Annotated in this window: 20 protein-coding genes; 4 read left to right on the forward strand and 16 right to left on the reverse strand. The window is 56.7% G+C overall.

Annotated features, from left to right (window positions below; genetic code table 11):
- The first annotated feature begins 111 nt into the window (after positions 1-111).
- Entirely contained in the window at positions 112-2673 is a 2562-nt protein-coding gene (mutS, locus tag ACOTY9_RS11980; RefSeq protein ID WP_023331179.1) for a DNA mismatch repair protein MutS, read from the forward strand.
- Between the two features lie 92 nt (positions 2674-2765).
- Here mutS and ACOTY9_RS11985 read toward each other — a convergent pair whose 3' ends face one another.
- From ACOTY9_RS11985 to ACOTY9_RS11995, 3 genes are read right to left on the reverse strand one after another with little or no spacing between them, the layout of a single operon-like run.
- Entirely contained in the window at positions 2766-2987 is a 222-nt protein-coding gene (locus tag ACOTY9_RS11985) for a non-oxidative hydroxyarylic acid decarboxylases subunit D (protein ID WP_348565875.1), read from the reverse strand.
- 10 nt (positions 2988-2997) lie between these two features.
- Positions 2998-4425: a non-oxidative hydroxyarylic acid decarboxylases subunit C gene (locus ACOTY9_RS11990; RefSeq protein ID WP_348565876.1), complete on the reverse strand. Its 1428-nt coding sequence runs from the start codon at positions 4423-4425 to the stop codon at positions 2998-3000.
- Positions 4415-5017 carry a non-oxidative hydroxyarylic acid decarboxylases subunit B gene (locus ACOTY9_RS11995; RefSeq protein ID WP_014885021.1) on the reverse strand — a complete coding sequence of 201 codons (603 nt, stop codon included), beginning with the start codon at positions 5015-5017 and terminating at the stop codon, positions 4415-4417. The genes ACOTY9_RS11990 and ACOTY9_RS11995 overlap by 11 nt, the downstream gene beginning before the upstream one ends.
- Positions 5018-5189: 172 nt before the next feature.
- On the opposite strand from ACOTY9_RS11995, the gene ACOTY9_RS12000 reads away from it, so the two are divergent.
- Positions 5190-5597 (forward strand): MarR family winged helix-turn-helix transcriptional regulator, encoded by a 408-nt coding sequence (locus ACOTY9_RS12000; RefSeq protein WP_023331181.1) that lies wholly within the window; start codon positions 5190-5192, stop codon positions 5595-5597.
- Here ACOTY9_RS12000 and ACOTY9_RS12005 read toward each other — a convergent pair.
- Complete coding sequence (locus ACOTY9_RS12005) at positions 5594-6481, reverse strand: LysR family transcriptional regulator (RefSeq protein ID WP_096218284.1); 888 nt, start codon at positions 6479-6481, stop codon at positions 5594-5596. The genes ACOTY9_RS12000 and ACOTY9_RS12005 overlap by 4 nt on opposite strands.
- A gap of 108 nt (positions 6482-6589) precedes the next feature.
- On the opposite strand from ACOTY9_RS12005, the gene ACOTY9_RS12010 reads away from it, so the two are divergent.
- Together ACOTY9_RS12010 and ACOTY9_RS12015 are read left to right on the forward strand one after the other, a co-directional pair.
- Entirely contained in the window at positions 6590-7798 is a 1209-nt protein-coding gene (locus ACOTY9_RS12010) for an MFS transporter (protein ID WP_348565877.1), read from the forward strand.
- Positions 7795-8172 carry a DUF4440 domain-containing protein gene (locus ACOTY9_RS12015; protein WP_348565878.1) on the forward strand — a complete coding sequence of 126 codons (378 nt, stop codon included), beginning with the start codon at positions 7795-7797 and terminating at the stop codon, positions 8170-8172. Before ACOTY9_RS12010 ends, ACOTY9_RS12015 begins: the two co-directional genes overlap by 4 nt.
- 52 nt (positions 8173-8224) lie before the next feature.
- Here the strand turns inward: ACOTY9_RS12015 and rpoS are convergent, their stop codons facing one another.
- The 12 genes from rpoS to cysD all read right to left on the reverse strand — a co-directional run bounded on the left by rpoS (position 8225) and on the right by cysD (position 17858).
- Complete coding sequence (rpoS, locus tag ACOTY9_RS12020; protein WP_008499600.1) at positions 8225-9217, reverse strand: RNA polymerase sigma factor RpoS; 993 nt, start codon at positions 9215-9217, stop codon at positions 8225-8227.
- Positions 9218-9276: 59 nt separating this feature from the next.
- Complete coding sequence (nlpD, locus tag ACOTY9_RS12025) at positions 9277-10401, reverse strand: murein hydrolase activator NlpD (RefSeq protein WP_014885026.1); 1125 nt, start codon at positions 10399-10401, stop codon at positions 9277-9279.
- A gap of 116 nt (positions 10402-10517) precedes the next feature.
- Positions 10518-11144, reverse strand: coding sequence for a protein-L-isoaspartate(D-aspartate) O-methyltransferase (locus ACOTY9_RS12030; RefSeq protein WP_014885027.1), 627 nt, complete (start codon positions 11142-11144; stop codon positions 10518-10520).
- Complete coding sequence (surE, locus tag ACOTY9_RS12035) at positions 11138-11899, reverse strand: 5'/3'-nucleotidase SurE (RefSeq protein WP_014885028.1); 762 nt, start codon at positions 11897-11899, stop codon at positions 11138-11140. Before surE ends, ACOTY9_RS12030 begins: the two co-directional genes overlap by 7 nt.
- A complete protein-coding gene (truD, locus tag ACOTY9_RS12040; RefSeq protein WP_023338755.1) occupies positions 11880-12929 on the reverse strand; it encodes a tRNA pseudouridine(13) synthase TruD in 1050 nt (349 codons plus the stop codon). Before truD ends, surE begins: the two co-directional genes overlap by 20 nt.
- Entirely contained in the window at positions 12926-13405 is a 480-nt protein-coding gene (gene ispF, locus ACOTY9_RS12045) for a 2-C-methyl-D-erythritol 2,4-cyclodiphosphate synthase (RefSeq protein WP_006811766.1), read from the reverse strand. Before ispF ends, truD begins: the two co-directional genes overlap by 4 nt.
- Complete coding sequence (gene ispD, locus ACOTY9_RS12050; protein WP_023338756.1) at positions 13405-14115, reverse strand: 2-C-methyl-D-erythritol 4-phosphate cytidylyltransferase; 711 nt, start codon at positions 14113-14115, stop codon at positions 13405-13407. Before ispD ends, ispF begins: the two co-directional genes overlap by 1 nt.
- Positions 14116-14134: 19 nt before the next feature.
- Positions 14135-14446: a cell division protein FtsB gene (ftsB, locus tag ACOTY9_RS12055; protein WP_008499609.1), complete on the reverse strand. Its 312-nt coding sequence runs from the start codon at positions 14444-14446 to the stop codon at positions 14135-14137.
- Between the two features lie 79 nt (positions 14447-14525).
- Positions 14526-14852, reverse strand: coding sequence for a DUF3561 family protein (locus ACOTY9_RS12060; RefSeq protein ID WP_014885031.1), 327 nt, complete (start codon positions 14850-14852; stop codon positions 14526-14528).
- A 58-nt stretch (positions 14853-14910) separates the two neighbouring features.
- The gene (cysC, locus tag ACOTY9_RS12065; protein WP_014885032.1) at positions 14911-15516 is read right to left on the reverse strand and encodes an adenylyl-sulfate kinase; all 606 of its coding nucleotides are present in this window, start codon (positions 15514-15516) and stop codon (positions 14911-14913) included.
- Positions 15516-16940 (reverse strand): sulfate adenylyltransferase subunit CysN, encoded by a 1425-nt coding sequence (gene cysN, locus ACOTY9_RS12070; protein WP_348565879.1) that lies wholly within the window; start codon positions 16938-16940, stop codon positions 15516-15518. Before cysN ends, cysC begins: the two co-directional genes overlap by 1 nt.
- Before the next feature lie 9 nt (positions 16941-16949).
- On the reverse strand, positions 16950-17858 hold the full coding sequence (gene cysD / locus ACOTY9_RS12075) for a sulfate adenylyltransferase subunit CysD (RefSeq protein WP_008499613.1): 909 nt from the start codon (positions 17856-17858) through the stop codon (positions 16950-16952).
- Between the last annotated feature and the right edge of the window lie 5 nt (positions 17859-17863).

Genomic DNA, 17863 nt, shown 5'->3' on the forward strand with positions numbered 1-17863 from the left:
CCGCGACATTTTTCTGCGACATCGCTTTTTTTCATGCGACAATAGCAGGAACTAACGGCCACTGAGCCGCTCAAAACGGTTTCTTTTCAAAGAAATGGATATCATAACTCCATGAGCACAATCGACAATTTCGACGCACATACGCCGATGATGCAGCAGTATCTGAAGCTGAAAGCACAGCATCCGGAAATCCTGCTGTTTTACCGTATGGGCGATTTTTACGAGCTGTTTTATGACGATGCCAAACGTGCATCGCAGTTGCTCGACATTTCGCTGACCAAACGTGGCGCATCGGCAGGTGAGCCCATTCCGATGGCAGGCATCCCGCACCATGCGGTAGAGAACTACCTGGCCAAACTGGTCAATCAGGGAGAATCCGTCGCCATTTGCGAACAGATTGGCGATCCGGCGACGTCGAAGGGGCCGGTTGAACGCAAAGTCGTGCGCATCGTCACGCCAGGTACCATCAGTGATGAAGCCCTGCTTCAGGAGCGCCAGGATAACCTGCTGGCGGCGCTGTGGCAGGACGGCAAAGGGTTTGGTTATGCCACACTGGACATCAGCTCCGGGCGTTTTCGTCTGAGTGAACCCGCTGACCGTGAAACGATGGCTGCCGAATTGCAGCGCACCAACCCGGCCGAGCTGCTCTATGCCGAAGATTTCGCCGAGATGGCGCTGATTGAAGGTCGCCGAGGTTTACGCCGTCGCCCGCTGTGGGAATTCGAAATAGATACCGCGCGCCAGCAGCTGAATCTGCAGTTTGGCACCCGCGACTTGATCGGTTTTGGCGTTGAAAATGCGCCGCGTGGGCTGTGTGCAGCAGGTTGCCTGCTGCAATACGTGAAAGACACCCAACGCACCGCCCTGCCGCATATCCGTTCTATCACCATGGAGCGCCAGCAGGACAGCATCATCATGGATGCCGCCACGCGCCGCAACCTGGAGATCACGCAGAACCTGGCGGGTGGCATAGAAAATACCCTCGCGTCGGTCCTCGACAGCACGGTGACGCCGATGGGGAGCCGTATGCTGAAACGCTGGCTGCATATGCCCATTCGCGATACGAATACGCTTGTCTGCCGTCAACAGACGATTGCCGCATTGCAGGATCGTTACACCGAGCTGCAGCCCGTTCTGCGCCAGGTGGGCGATCTCGAGCGTATCCTTGCCCGTCTGGCATTGCGCACCGCGCGCCCACGCGATCTCGCACGTATGCGTCATGCTTTCCAGCAGTTACCGGAACTGCGTGCTCAGTTGAGCGACGTTGACAGCGCTCCGGTTCAGAAACTCCGTGAAACGATGGGCGAGTTTACCGAGCTTCGCGAACTGCTGGAACGCGCCATTATCGATGCGCCTCCGGTTCTGGTGCGTGACGGCGGCGTCATTGCCCCTGGCTACAACGAGGAGCTGGACGAATGGCGTGCGCTGGCCGACGGTGCAACGGATTATCTTGATAAACTGGAAATCCGCGAGCGCGAGCGTCTTGGGCTCGACACCCTGAAAGTGGGGTATAACGCGGTACACGGTTACTATATTCAGATCAGCCGCGGGCAGAGCCATCTGGCACCAATTCACTACGTCCGTCGTCAGACGTTGAAAAACGCCGAGCGCTACATTATTCCCGAGCTGAAAGAGTACGAAGACAAAGTGCTCACCTCGAAAGGTAAAGCACTGGCGCTGGAAAAACAGCTGTATGAAGAGCTGTTTGACATGCTGATGCCACACCTGGCCGATCTGCAGCTTAGCGCCAGCGCGCTGGCGGAACTGGATGTGCTGGTGAACCTGGCTGAACGCGCGGAAACGCTGAACTATACCTGTCCGACCTTTACCGACAAGCCCGGTATCCGCATCACTGAAGGCCGTCACCCGGTGGTCGAGCAGGTACTGAATGAGCCGTTCATCGCCAACCCGCTGAACCTCTCGCCGCAGCGAAGAATGCTGATCATTACCGGGCCAAACATGGGCGGTAAAAGTACCTATATGCGCCAGACCGCTTTGATTGCGCTGCTCGCCTATATCGGCAGCTACGTCCCGGCGCAACACGTTGAGATTGGCCCTATCGACCGTATCTTTACCCGCGTCGGGGCGGCAGACGATCTGGCGAGCGGTCGCTCAACCTTTATGGTGGAGATGACCGAAACGGCTAACATTCTGCACAACGCGACGGAACACAGTCTGGTGCTGATGGACGAAGTCGGACGCGGAACATCAACCTACGATGGCCTGTCGCTGGCATGGGCCTGCGCTGAAAGCCTCGCGAACAAAATCAAAGCCATGACGCTGTTCGCCACCCATTACTTCGAGCTGACGCAGCTACCGGAGAAGATGGAAGGGGTGGCTAACGTCCACCTTGATGCGCTGGAACACGGCGATACCATCGCCTTCATGCACACGGTGCAGGACGGTGCGGCGAGCAAGAGCTATGGCCTGGCCGTCGCGGCGCTGGCTGGCGTACCGAAAGAGGTAATTAAGCGCGCGCGTCAGAAACTGCGTGAGCTGGAAAGCCTGTCACCGAATGCGGCGGCGACACAGATTGATGGCACGCAGATGTCGCTGCTGGTGCCTGCGGAAGAGACGTCGCCTGCGGTGGAAGCACTTGAGAATCTCGACCCGGATTCACTGACGCCGCGTCAGGCGCTGGAGTGGATTTATCGGTTGAAGAGTCTGGTTTAGTTCTCTGCGATCTTTATTGCCCGGTGGCGCTGCGCTTACCGGGCCTACGGGTTTTGTAGGCCGGGTAAGGCGAAGCCGCCACCCGGCTTTTTTTACAGCAGCGGTGGGATCGTCGGCACCTGCAGTGCCTCGTCAATATCCTTCTGCGTCATACGAAACGCTTCCGGATAATGTTCACGGCTGGTGCGGCGCAGCGGCTCGGTATCGCGCCAGGTATAGAGACAATGCTGGCACTGATAAACCGTCCAGACCCCCTTCACGGGTGATGTCGCCATCACTTCAATATGTTCATCGGCACAACGTGGACAAATCACCTTTTCCTCCTTATTGACGTGCTGCCAGCATCGCGGTCAGTTTTTCAGCCCAGGCTTTGGTCTCAGGCAGATCCTGTACCGGCTGGCTATAGTGGCCTCGGGTATCCGGGGCTACAGGCGTCGTCGCATCAATAATCAGTTTGTCGGTAATGCCCGCCGGGCTGGAGCCTGGGTCGAGTTCAAGCACCGACATGTTCGGCAGTTGCACCAGATCGCCTGCCGGGTTGACCTTCGATGACAGCGCCCACATCACCTGCGGGAGGTTGAACGGGTCAACATCTTCATCCACCATAATCACCATCTTCACGTAGCCCAGGCCATGCGGCGTAGTCATGGCACGCAAACCGACCGCGCGGGCAAAACCGCCATAACGCTTTTTGGTGGAGATAATCGCCAGCAAACCGTGGGTGTACATCGCGTTCACCGCCTGCACTTCCGGGAATTCGGCTTTCAGCTGCTGGTATAACGGCACGCAGGTGGCTGGGCCCATCAGATAGTCAATTTCGGTCCACGGCATACCGAGGTACAGGGATTCGAAAATCGGTTTCGTGCGATAAGAAACTTTATCAATACGTACCACCGTCATATTACGGCCACCGGAATAATGCCCGGTAAACTCTCCAAACGGCCCTTCGATTTCACGTTTACGACCTTCAATCACCCCTTCCAGGATCACTTCAGAGCCCCACGGTACATCGAAGCCGGTCAACGGTGCGGTGGCAATCGGGTATGGGCTTTCGCGCAGAGCACCCGCCATCTCATATTCTGACTGATCGTATTTCAGCGGCGTCGCGCCCATCAGGGTGATGATCGGATCGTTGCCGAGAGTAATTGCAATCGGCAGATCTTCCCCACGCTCTTCCGCTTTATGCAGATGCAAGGCGATATCGTGCATCGGCACCGGCTGCAGGCCGAGCTTGCGCTTACCTTTCACCTCCATGCGATAAACGCCGACGTTCTGCTTGCCGAAGTTATCCGGGTCAAGCGGATCGCGCGAAACAACGCACGCTTTGTCGAGATAAAAACCACCGTCTCCGTCATTCAGGCGAAACAGCGGCAGGATGTCGAACAGGTTGATGTCTTCACCGTCCACCGTATTCTCAGCCCAGGCCGGGTTGGCGCGGCGCTCCGGTGCGATGGGGAATTTATCCCAGCGGCGGATAAACTCGTCGATCTGTTTTTTCACCGGGGTATTCGCAGGCAGCCCCATCGAAATGGCGTGGTTCTGCCAGGAGCCGATGGTGTTCATCACCACGCGGGCATCGGTAAACCCGCGAATATTGTCAAACCACAGCGCGGGCGCACCGTCGCCAATGCGACCGGTGGCGTTGGCTGCCGCCGCCAGATCCGGCTCCGCATTCACCTCTTCCTCAATTTTCAGCAGTTGCCCTTGCTCATCGAGTGCCTGCAGAAAGCTTCTCAAATCATCAAATGCCATTTTTATTCTCCTGTGAAAAATCTTTCGCCTCCCGCAGCCCATTCCAGCGGCGTGCCTTTTTATGCTCCAGACCAAACTGGTCGAGCACGCGGGTCACGATATGCTGGGTGATGTCATCGGCGGTCTGCGGATGGTTGTAATACGCAGGCATGGGCGGCACCATCGCCACGCCCATTCGGGAAAGCGCCAGCATGTTCTCCAGATGGATGGTGCTGAGCGGCGTTTCGCGGGGAACCAGCACCAGCTTGCGCCCCTCTTTCAACACCACATCCGCCGCACGGCCCACCAGCCCTTCGGCGTAGCCTGCGCGGATCCCCGCCAGCGTTTTCATGCTGCAGGGAATAACGATCATGCCGTCGGTACGAAACGACCCGGAGGAGATAGTGGCGGCCTGGTCAGCCGGGCTGTGGACAACGTCAGCCAGCGCAGCAACGTCCTGCGCGGTGTAAGGCGTTTCCAGCTCGATGGTGGTTTTAGCCCACTTCGACATCACCAGATGCGTTTCCACCTCAGGCATCTCCCGCAGCGCCTGCAGCAGCGCCACGCCCAGCGGAGCCCCCGTCGCCCCCGTCATTCCCACGATCAATCTCATTCATCACCTCAATTAATTTGTTCGTGTACGAACATTATAAGTAAACTACTCCCGGATCGTTTTTCTGACAAGATCGTTCGCATACGATCACACTAATTGCTAAAAAATGCCGCATTATCATCCCGGGCTTTAGCGGCTATCATAGGGGGAGATTTTTTCCGTCGGAGTGTTCATGGAACTAAGACAAGAGGCGTTCCACCTGTTACGTCAGCTTTTTCAACAGCATACCGCGCAGTGGCAACATGCCTTACCGGAGCTGACCAAGCCGCAGTATGCGGTTATGCGTTCTGTTGCCGAGCATCCGGGCATTGAACAGGTGGCATTGACCGAAGTGGCTGTCAGCACGAAAGCGACCCTGGCGGAAATGCTGAGCCGCATGGAGGCGCGCGGGCTGGTCAAACGCGAGCATGACCCCGCCGATAAGCGCCGCCGGTTTGTCTTCCTGACACCAGAAGGCGAAGCCCTGCTTGAAGGCTGCAAGCCGGTAAGCAATGAAGTAGATGAGGCATTTTTAGGGCGCCTGAGTCAGGCCGAGCGGGAGCAGTTCTCCGCGCTTATCAAGAAAATGATGCACGATTAATTCACGCTGGCGCGCATAAAATCAATAAAGGTGCGTACTTTCGCCGGCACGTGCCGGGCATCCGGATAAACCGCGTAAATGCCCTGCCGCGCGAAGGTATATTCCGGTAAAACCGGCACCAGTTTTCCCGTATCCAGCGCATCGCGCACCAGCCATTCCGGCAGTAATGCCACTCCACCTCCGGCGAGTGCAAAGGCCATAAGAGCCTGCGCACTGTCGGCAAACAGGCGCGGCGCTTTTTTTATCTCCAGCGTGTCGGGCAAACCACCGGCATTTTTCACCTGCCAGCGCAGCGGCGAGGTTAAGCGCTCGTGGATAATCCAGTCCGCATGGGCAAGCTGCGCCAGCGATGCGATCGGATGAGTACCGAGCCACTCGGGTGTCGCAACGGGCAGGATCGAAAAGTGCGCGATCAATGCAGCGTGATAGCGTGAATCGGTAAGCGTTCCCAATCGGATAGCCACATCAAAGCGCTCTGAGATAAGGTCGGCATGAAGTGACGACGAAACATGACGCACGCGAAGATCCGGGTGCTGCTGGCTGAACCTTGCCAGCATCGGCACCACGACCTGTGAGCCATACTCAGGCGTGGACGTGATCCGCAACTCCCCGGTGAGCCCGGCATGATTCGCGCGGACATCATCCTGCAACTGTTCTGCATCCTTCAGAAGCGCGACGCTGCGTTGATGAAAAAGGGTACCCGCGTCGGTTAACGTCAGGCGGCGGGTGGATCGCAGCAACAGGGTAACGCCCAGTTCGGCTTCGAGCTGACGAATATTGAAGCTGACCACGGCTTTTGTCAGCCCCATCGCCTCAGCTGCCGCAGTGAAACTGCCGGTGTCTGCCACCGCAACAAACATCTGCGTCCGCTGTAAGTTAATCATCATTACGCCTTTTACCGTCAAAATATTTTTGACAGTATATCGCGCTTTGTCTGGTTTATCCGTGCCTGGCGCGTCGATACGATACGCCTCCTCACGGGAGGAACCACCATGACCTATCGCAGCAAAGTCGCCGTTGTCTATCTGCTGGGCTTTTTTCTTGATTTGATTAACATGTTTATTGCCAGCGTTGCTTTTCCGGCAATGGCTCACGCCTTTCACGCCACGCCTTCAGCACTTGCCTGGGTCAGTAACGGGTACATTGCTGGTCTGACGCTGGTGATCCCGTTTAGCAGCGTGCTCACGCGCCGAATCGGACCGAAGCGCGTCATCCTGCTCTCGCTTTTTCTGTTCAGCGCTGCCTCTGCTGCGGCAGGCTTGTCTGCCACGCTGGAAAGCCTGATTGCCTGGCGAGTGTTACAGGGGGTGGGAGGAGGCTTATTGATTCCCGTTGGACAGGCGTTGACCTGGCAACAGTTTAAGCCTCACGAGCGAGCCAGACTCTCCTCAGCGGTTATGCTGGTCGCACTGCTTGCCCCCGCCTGCTCCCCTGCTATGGGAGGCGTGCTGGTGCAAACGCTAAGCTGGCGATGGATATTTTTCGCCACGCTCCCGGTTGCCATCGTGACCTTTGTTCTGGGCTGTTTGTGGCTTAAACACGAACAGCCCGCGATGAAAGCAAGCCGGCTGCTAAACCTGCCTTTACTTGCGGACCCGCTTTTGCGTTTTTCCATGCTGGTCTATGTCTGTGTACCAGGCATATTTATTGGTGTGAACGTCACGGGTATGTATTACCTTCAGAGCGAGGCCAATATGACACCCGGCGCAACGGGAATGCTGATGCTGCCGTGGTCTGTGGCATCGTTTGTCGCTATCACGGCAACAGGACGCTATTTTAACCGTATTGGTCCTCGTCCCCTTGTCGTCACAGGCTGTCTGCTCCAGGCGCTGGGCGTTATGCTTTTACTGAGCGTCAGTCCGGCCAGCACAGCGCTGTTACCCACCCTTGCGTTTGTGTTGATGGGTGCAGGGGGAAGTCTTTGCAGCAGCACGGCTCAGAGCAGCGCTTTTCTGACAACGCGCCGGGAAGATATGCCGGATGCCAGTGCGCTGTGGAATCTTAATCGTCAGTTGAGCTTTTTTGTGGGTACCCTGCTGCTGGCGCAGGTCCTGAACCTTGCGCAGGCCTGGCTACCCCCGCTCGCCGCGTGGCACGGGATGTTTATTTTTGCCGCAGGCATGACCTTACTGCCTGTACTGTACGTTTTTCGTCTTAACAATACGCAGGTGCTCACCCAGCTGCGACAGGAGAATTCATGACACCTTTCGAACACGAGATTATCGAGCTCCACATTGCACTTGAAAACTGGCTAGGCAAAGGCGAAGGCAATTCCGACGCCCTGCTCGCCCGTTTTCGGTCTGATTTTCTGATGATCCCACCCGGTGGGGTCCATATAGACTACAACGGGCTTGTTCGTTTTCTGGATAACCAGCGCGGAAGTCGTCCTGGGCTTAAGATCGTCATTGACGAATTATCGACGCGACAGAGCTGGGATGATGGCGCGGTGCTTCACTATCGGGAGACGCAAACCCGCCCGGATCACTCTATCAACGTGCGCTGGTCAACCGCAGTGCTGAATCAGGAAGATGGCAGGATCACATGGCGTCTGCTGCACGAAACGGCGCAGCCATAGCACAAAAGAAAAAGGCCCGTCTCACGACGGGCCTTTTTTGACGAAAGGTTGCTTATTCGCGGAACAGCGCTTCGATATTCAGACCTTGCCCCTGCAGGATTTCACGCAGGCGGCGCAGACCTTCAACCTGAATCTGACGAACACGTTCACGAGTCAGACCAATTTCGCGGCCAACATCTTCCAGTGTCGCAGCTTCATACCCCAGTAAACCGAAACGACGTGCCAGCACTTCACGCTGTTTGGCGTTCAGTTCGAACAGCCATTTGACGATGCTCTGTTTCATGTCATCGTCCTGCGTGGTGTCTTCCGGACCGTTGTCTTTTTCATCGGCCAGGATGTCCAGCAGCGCTTTTTCGGAGTCGCCACCCAACGGGGTGTCAACGGAGGTAATGCGCTCGTTGAGACGCAGCATACGGCTTACGTCATCAACCGGTTTATCGAGTTGTTCGGCAATTTCTTCTGCGCTTGGCTCGTGGTCCAGTTTATGGGACAACTCGCGCGCGGTACGCAGATACACGTTCAACTCTTTGACGATGTGGATCGGCAGGCGGATCGTACGGGTCTGGTTCATAATAGCCCGTTCGATGGTCTGACGAATCCACCAGGTCGCGTAGGTTGAGAAACGGAACCCGCGTTCAGGGTCAAACTTCTCAACTGCGCGGATGAGACCTAAGTTGCCCTCTTCAATCAGATCCAGCAGAGCCAGACCACGATTGCCGTAACGGCGGGCAATTTTCACGACCAGTCGCAGGTTACTTTCGATCATGCGACGACGCGAGGCAACATCACCACGCAAAGCACGACGTGCGAAATAGACTTCTTCTTCGGCCGTTAGCAGTGGGGAGTAACCAATCTCCCCAAGGTAAAGCTGAGTCGCGTCCAGTACACGCTGTGTGGCGCCCTGCGATAACAGCTCTTCTTCAGCCAAATCGTTATCACTGGGTTCCTCTTCTACTAAGGCTTTTTCGTCAAAAGCCTCTACTCCGTTCTCATCAAATTCCGCATCTTCATTTAAATCATGAACTTTCAGCGTATTCTGACTCATAAGGTGGCTCCTACCCGTGATCCCTGAACGAGACACCCTGGCTGGCATGCCCCGTCAAATTATCGCTGCGGCAAATACTGCAGCGGGTTTACGGATTTCCCCTTGTAACGAATTTCAAAATGCAAGCGTGTAGAACTGGTTCCGGTGCTACCCATGGTAGCGATTTTTTGCCCCGCCTTAACTTCTTGTTGTTCCCGGACCAGCATTGTGTCGTTATGGGCGTAGGCACTCAGGTAATCATCATTGTGTTTGATGATGATAAGATTACCGTAACCGCGCAGAGCATTACCGGCATACACAACGCGTCCGTCTGCGGTCGCGATGATAGCCTGTCCTTTACTGCCTGCGATATCGATCCCTTTGTTCCCACCCTCAGAAGTGGCGAAGTTTTCGATAATCTTGCCGTCAGTTGGCCAGCGCCAGGTAGTGATTGACGAACTGGCATTCTGACTGCTTGCAGTCGGTTCAGTAGAGCTAACCACAGGTGCCGTAACCGGTGCTGTGACAGTAGTCGCAGTCCCTTTATTATTCGGCAACATTTTGTTAGCAGTCTGATCACCTGAATCCTCAGAATACGTAATTACAGGTTGTGAAGCAACCACCGTGGTGGATTTTTGTGCAGGCTTAACGCTGTTATTTTGTGCGGTCACATCGGCCGCTGAAACCGTGTTGCCAGGCGTCAGTGGCGTACCCGTTGCGTTGCCCACCTGGAGCGTTTGCCCAACCTCCAGACCATACGGGGCCTGGACGTTGTTACGCTGTGCGAGGTCACGGAAATCGTTCCCGGTGATCCAGGCAATATAGAACAGCGTATCGCCGCGTTTCACGGTATAGGTGCTGCCGCCGGTATAGCTGCCTTTCGGAATGTTCCCATACTGACGGTTATACACGATGCGGCCATTTTGGGTCTGAACAGGCTGTTCAACTGGCTGAACCTGCATTGGCTGTGTAACAGGATGTTGCACAGGCTGAATTTGTGGTGTTTGCTGCTGCGCAGCCGTCCCCATTTTAGGTGGCGGCGTGATCAACATTCCGCTGGACGTGTTACCGGAACCGCTGTTTCCGCCGACGGAACTGACGGGCGCAGGCGCATTGTTAGAACTTGTACAGCCAGCCAGCCAGAGCGAAACCAGTGATAATGCCGCAACACGGCTGATGGTGAATTTAGGGCTTCCCGCGCTCATTTATCCCCCAGGAATGTGTTAACTACCAGTGACTTAAAATTTACCGTGATGGCACGAATCTTTCGCGCCACACCATACGCTGAATTTGCCTTAATAACCCTGGATAAATCCGAGTCTCAGGCCAACTCCCCCTTTACCAGAGGCACAAAGCGCACGGCTTCCACGGTGTCGATAATAAACTCGCCGCCACGTCGACGAACGCGCTTCAGGAGCTGCTGCTCATCGCCGACGGGCAGAACAAGAATGCCCCCCTCATCCAGCTGCGACAACAGGGCTGCAGGAATTTCAGGCGGGGCTGCCGTCACGATGATGGCGTCGAACGGGGCGCGAGCCTGCCAACCCTGCCATCCATCACCGTGTCGTGTCGAAACATTATGTAAATCAAGTTGTTTCAGGCGACGACGCGCCTGCCACTGTAAACCTTTAATCCGCTCAACGGAGCAGACATGGTGCACCAGATGCGCCAGGATCGCGGTCTGATAACCCGAGCCGGTGCCAATCTCCAGCACGCGCGAATTGGGCGTGAGCTCAAGCAGCTCCGTCATGCGCGCCACCATGTAAGGCTGCGAAATCGTCTGGCCTTGCCCAATAGGCAGCGCCACGTTTTCCCACGCTTTGTGTTCAAACGCCTCGTCTACAAATTTCTCACGCGGAACCTGGGCAAGCGCTTCAAGCACATGCTCGTCGCGGATCCCCTGTGCGCGAAGTTGTTCCAGAAGAGTTTGTACACGTTTGCTTACCATTGCGCGTTCACTCCTGCGCGATCCAGCCAGCCCGACACCACATCTTGCGCACTATACGCCGTTAAATCTACGTGCAGTGGCGTAACGGAAACATAGCCTTCATCCACGGCGGCAAAGTCGGTATCCGGACCCGCATCGCACTTATCGCCAGGAGGGCCGATCCAGTAAAGCGTGTTGCCGCGAGGATCCTGCTGCGGGATCACCTGATCGGCCGGATGACGGCTGCCGCACCGTGTGACGCGAATGCCTTTAATTTCATCCAGCGGGAGATCCGGCACGTTGATGTTCAGAATACGCCCGGTACGCAGCGGCTCGCGGCCGAGCGCCCGCAGGATCGAGCAGGTCACCGCGGCGGCGGTGTCGTAGTGCGTGTGACCGTTTAACGAAACCGCCAGCGCCGGGAACCCCAGATGACGACCTTCCATTGCGGCCGCCACGGTACCGGAGTAAATCACGTCGTCGCCGAGGTTCGGCCCGGCATTAATACCGGAGACAACAATATCCGGACGCGGTCGCATCAGGGCATTCACGCCCAGAAAGACGCAGTCGGTCGGTGTGCCCATCTGTACGGCAATATCGCCATTTTCAAAGGTAAAGGTGCGAAGCGACGACTCCAGGGTCAGTGAGTTAGACGCTCCACTGCGGTTACGATCGGGCGCCACAACCTGCACATCCGCAAATTCACGGAGGTGCTTCGCCAGGGTCTGAATGCCTGGCGCGTGGATCCCGTCATCGTTACTCAGCAATATTCGCATAATCACCCGAGGTGTTGATAAGTTCCCTGACAACGCTGGTGGCAAAGCTACCGGCCGGCAGCCAGAAGCGTAACTCGACGGTGACGTCATCCCACCAGTTCCAGCTTAGCTGCTGCGGGTAGAGCAGCATCGCGCGGCGTGCTGCTTCGACTTTTTCCCGCACCAGCAAAGATTGTAATGCCTGCGCATCGGCGACAGCCGTCTGCTCAGCGCTCAGCGCGTCGCCTTGCGTCCCCCACTCACCGGAGCCGGGTAACGCGGCGGTAATCATCAGCGATTTCGCGTCCACGCGCGACTGCACATCGGCCATTTCGTCGGCCGTTGCCACAAACCAGCTTCCGCGTCCCGCTAATTGTAGCGCATCGCCAACAACAACTTGATTCGCGTCCGGTTTTTTCAGCCTTTCGCTCACAATCTGATTAAACAACGCACTGCGGGCCGCCGACAACCAAAAACTGCGCTTATTCCTGTCGCGCACCGGCGCATCGCTTTGTGCCCAGCGCAGCGCGCCCTGCAGGTTACTGCCGCCAATGCCAAAGCGCTGGGCGCCAAAGTAGTTCGGTACGCCGCGTTCATTGATGGCGTTGAGGCGTTTTTCAACGTCTGAACGGTCAGACACTTCACGCAATACCAGCGTAAACGCATTGCCTTTCAACGCCCCCAGGCGCAGTTTGCGCTTGTGACGGGCGTATTCCAGCACTTTACAGCCTTCCAGCTCAAACTGGCTTAAATCAGGCATCGTATTGCCGGGAACGCGCGCACACAGCCACTGTTCGGTGACGGCGTGTTTATCTTTCTGTCCGGCGAAGCTCACCTCGCGGGCATGAATTTTGAGGAATTTTGCCAGCGCATCGGCCACAAACCGGGTATTGCAGCCGTTTTTAAGAATTCGTACCAGGATATGTTCGCCTTCACCGTCCGGCTCAAACCCCAAATCCTCAACCACCACGAAATCTTCAGGGCTGGCCTTCAGCATGCCAGAACCCAGCGGTTTACCGTGCAGATAAGTCAGGTTATCGAAGTCCGTCATTTGGCGGCCTTCACCAGCAGCGCCACCGCTTCACAGGCAATGCCCTCGCCGCGGCCGGTAAAGCCCAGCTTCTCGGTGGTGGTGGCTTTGACGTTCACGTCGTCCATGTGACAGCCCAGATCCTCAGCAATAAACACGCGCATCTGCGGTATATGCGGCAGCATTTTCGGCGCCTGAGCGATGATCGTCACGTCGACGTTGCCCAGCGTATAGCCTTTGGCCTGAATGCGGCGCCAGGCTTCGCGCAGCAGTTCGCGGCTGTCTGCCCCCTTAAACGCCGGATCGGTGTCCGGGAACAGCTTGCCGATATCCCCCAGCGCAGCAGCGCCCAGCAGGGCGTCGGTCAGCGCATGCAACGCCACGTCGCCATCAGAATGCGCCAGTAGACCTTTTTCGTAAGGAATACGTACGCCGCCAATGATAATTGGGCCTTCTCCGCCAAAGGCGTGTACATCAAAACCGTGTCCAATTCGCATTATGCCTTCTCCTGATGGGTCGAACGGGTAAGATAAAATTCCGCGAGCTGTAAATCTTCCGGGCGCGTCACTTTTATATTATCAGCGCGTCCTTCAACCAGTTCGGGGTGAAAACCGCAATACTCCAGCGCGGAGGCTTCATCCGTGATGGTCGCCCCTTCTTTAAGCGCACGCGTTAAGCAGTCGTGGAGTAATTCGCGGGGGAAAAATTGTGGCGTCAGCGCGTGCCAGAGATCGACGCGCTCAACGGTGTGGGCGATAGCCTGCTTGCCTGGCTCGGCGCGCTTCATGGTGTCACGCACCGGAGCGGCCAGGATGCCCCCCACTTTACTGGTTTCACTCAGCGCCAGCAGGCGCGCCAGATCGTCCTGATGCAGACACGGACGTGCGGCGTCGTGCACCAGCACCCACGGCGCGTCTCCGGCAGCCTGAATGCCCGCCAGCACGGAATCGGCGCGCTCGGCGCCGCCGTCAACAACGGTAATCTGTGGATGGTTTGCCAGCGGTAGCTGCGCAAAACGCGCATCGCCGGGGCTGATGACAATTATCGCTCGCGTCACCCGAGGGTGCGCCAGCAGCGCCGCCACGGCATGTTCGAGGATCGTTTTATCACCAATTGAAAGGTACTGCTTGGGACACTCTGTTTGCATGCGCCGGCCAAAACCTGCGGCCGGCACCACGGCACAGACGTCCGAAAAAGTTGCTGCCATGTCGTAATCCTGGGCCTGATTATCGATTATTTTGTGCTGAGCCCTGATTGCGTTTAGACGCATCCGGAACCAGACGATAAAAGGTTTCGCCCGGCTTAGTCATACTGAGTTCATTGCGTGCGCGTTCCTCAATCGCCTCCTGCCCGCCATTGAGGTCATCAATTTCAGCAAAGAGTTGATCGTTACGCGCCTTAAGTTTGGCGTTTGTTGCCTGCTGAGCCGCGACGTCATCGCTCACCCGGCTGTAGTCGTGCAGTCCGTTCTTACCGAACCACAACGAGTATTGCAGCCAAATCAGCAAAGCCAGCAACAGCAGCGTTAGTTTACCCATCCTGCCCCCTGAAAAAACGGCTTCATCATCCCATAACTTTCCGCTGGACTCTACTCTGGGGTTTTAATTATGCCGCAAGTTAACCCATCAGCCATAAAAATAGCAGCCCAAATATGATGACTACGGCGGCGATAGTGAACACGGCACTATACAGGAGTCTGCCATTGAACAGGGAGTGCAAAGCAATGCCGACGACAACCGCGACGGGCATCAGCGCCAGGAAGAAAGGCCAGGTGTAGAGGAAGAAGAACAGCGTATTGCCGCCATACATAAGAAACGGGATGCCAAGCGCCAGCAACCAGGAGACGAAGCCAATAATGGCCCCGGGAAATGACCAGGTCGTTTCGTCGTCGGTCGCGAGCGGCTCCGACCCGGTGGTGATAATGTAGTTTTCACTGTTGCGCATAGCTAATCCTGTGACCGTGACTCATCGTTCGGAAAGACAGCTCCCGAACGATACCGCCTCAGGATCTGATAATATCGTCCCGTCTGAGCAGGTCTAATAATTGGCTTACTAAATTTGTTACCAATTGTTGACCTTCCAGGTGAATCTCAGGCGATTCAGGCGCTTCGTAAACCGCGTCAATTCCTGTGAAGTTGCGCAGTTCGCCGGCACGCGCTTTTTTGTACAGCCCTTTCGGGTCGCGAGCTTCGCAGACCGCCAGCGGCGTATCGACAAACACTTCGATAAAGCGATCCTGCCCCACGCGCTCACGCACCATCTGGCGCTCAGCACGATGCGGCGAGATAAACGCCGTTAACACCACCAGCCCGGCATCCGCCATCAGGCTGGCGACTTCTCCCACCCGGCGAATATTCTCTTTGCGGTCGTCGTCGCTGAAGCCTAAATCGCTGCACAGACCATGACGGACATTATCCCCGTCCAGCAGGTAGGTGCTCACGCCCCTCTGATGCAGCGCCTCTTCCAGCGCGCCCGCTACCGTGGATTTACCGGAGCCAGACAGCCCGGTAAACCACAGCACAACCCCACGATGTCCGTGGAGTTGCTCACGCTGCGCGACGGTGACCGGATGAGGATGCCAGACGACGTTCTCATCATGTGCGGCCATTATTTGCCTCCCAGCAGATCGCGGGCGCCCCAGTGCGGGAAGTGCTTACGCACCAGCGCGTTCAGCTCCAGTTCGAAGGCGCTGAATTCAGAGGCGACGGTCGCCTGCTCGTTTGGCTCACGAACCATCCCCGCACCGACGGTGACGTTAGTCAGACGGTCGATAAAGATCAGGCCGCCCGTTACCGGGTTCTGCTGATACGGATCCAGCACCAGCGGCTCATCGAAAGTCAGATCCACCAGGCCAATACCGTTCAGCGGCAGCTCGCTCACGTCACGCTGGGTGAGATTGTTGATGTCCACCTGGAACTGAATGCCGTCCACGCGGGCGCGAGTTTTCTTGCCCGCTATTTTGATGTCGTAGCTCTGGCCTGCCGTCAGCGGCTGTTCCGCCATCCAGACCACATCCACAGACGCGCCCTGCACGGCTGCCAGCGTTTCCTGCGCGTCGACCAGCAGGTCGCCCCGGCTGATATCAATCTCGTCTTTCAGCACCAGGGTGACTGCCTCCCCTGCCCCGGCTTCCTGCAGGTCGCCGTCGAACGTCACGATGCGCGCGATTGCCGATTCTACGCCGGAGGGCAGCACTTTGACACGCTGTCCCACCTTCACGGAGCCGGAGGCAATCGTGCCGGAGAAGCCGCGGAAATCGAGATTTGGACGGTTAACGTACTGCACCGGGAAGCGCATCGGCTGGGTATCAACCACGCGCTGAATTTCAACGGTCTCCAGCACTTCCAGCAGCGTCGGGCCGCTGTACCACGGCATATTCGCACTCTGGGAGGCGACGTTATCGCCTTCCAGCGCGGAAAGCGGCACGAAGCGGATATCCAGATTACCCGGCAGCTGTTCGGCAAAGGTCAGGTAACTCTGGCGGATCTCCTCAAATTTCTCTTCGCTGAAGTTCACCAGATCCATCTTGTTGACCGCCACGACCAGGTGTTTGATCCCCAACAGCGTGGAGATAAAGCTGTGACGACGGGTTTGATCCAGCACGCCTTTACGGGCGTCGATCAGCAGGATCGCCAGGTCGCAGGTCGACGCGCCTGTCGCCATATTACGGGTATACTGCTCGTGCCCCGGGGTGTCGGCGATAATAAATTTGCGCTTCTCCGTTGAGAAATAGCGATAGGCCACGTCGATGGTGATGCCCTGCTCGCGCTCCGCCTGCAAACCATCCACCAGCAGCGCCAGGTCGAGTTTTTCACCCTGGGTACCATGACGTTTGCTGTCCTTGTGCAGAGAAGAGAGCTGATCTTCGTAAATCTGGCGTGTATCGTGCAACAGGCGACCAATCAGGGTACTTTTCCCGTCATCCACGCTGCCGCAGGTCAGAAAACGCAGCAGACTTTTGTGTTGTTGCGCGTGCAGATACGCTTCCACGCCGCCTTCGTTGGCAATTTGTTGAGCAATAGTGGTGTTCATGGCGGCTCCTTAGAAATAACCCTGACGTTTCTTCAGCTCCATGGAGCCTGCCTGGTCGCGGTCAATCACGCGCCCCTGTCGCTCACTGGTGGTCGACACCAGCATCTCTTCAATGATCTCCGGCAGCGTCTGCGCGTTGGATTCCACCGCGCCGGTCAGCGGCCAGCAGCCGAGGGTACGGAAACGCACCATCTGTTTTTTGATGACTTCGCCCGGCTGCAGGTCGATGCGATCGTCGTCGATCATCATCAGCATGCCGTCGCGCTCGAGCACCGGACGCTCAGCCGCCAGATACAGCGGAACGATCTCGATATTTTCCAGATAGATGTACTGCCAGATATCCAGCTCGGTCCAGTTGGAGAGCGGGAAAACGCGGATGCTTTCGCCTTTGTTGATCTGGCCGTTGTAGTTGTGCCACAGCTCCGGGCGCTGGTTTTTCGGATCCCAGCGGTGGAAACGGTCGCGGAAAGAGTAGATACGCTCTTTAGCACGAGACTTCTCTTCGTCACGGCGCGCGCCGCCGAAGGCGGCATCAAAGCCGTATTTGTTCAGCGCCTGCTTCAGCCCTTCGGTTTTCATGATATCCGTGTGTTTGGCGCTGCCGTGCACGAAGGGGTTAATGCCCATCGCCACCCCTTCCGGGTTTTTATGCACCAGCAGCTCGCAGCCGTAAGCTTTTGCGGTACGGTCGCGGAATTCGTACATTTCGCGGAATTTCCAGCCGGTATCGACGTGCAGCAGCGGGAACGGCAGCGTACCCGGATAAAACGCTTTACGCGCCAGATGCAGCATGACGCTGGAATCTTTACCGATGGAATACATCATCACCGGGTTAGAAAATTCGGCTGCCACTTCGCGGATAATATGGATACTTTCCGCTTCGAGCTGCCGCAGGTGAGTAAGTCGTTTTTGGTCCATAACCG

This window comes from Enterobacter cloacae complex sp. SHL012 (genome assembly GCF_049237505.1).
Classification (GTDB): domain Bacteria; phylum Pseudomonadota; class Gammaproteobacteria; order Enterobacterales; family Enterobacteriaceae; genus Enterobacter; species Enterobacter kobei.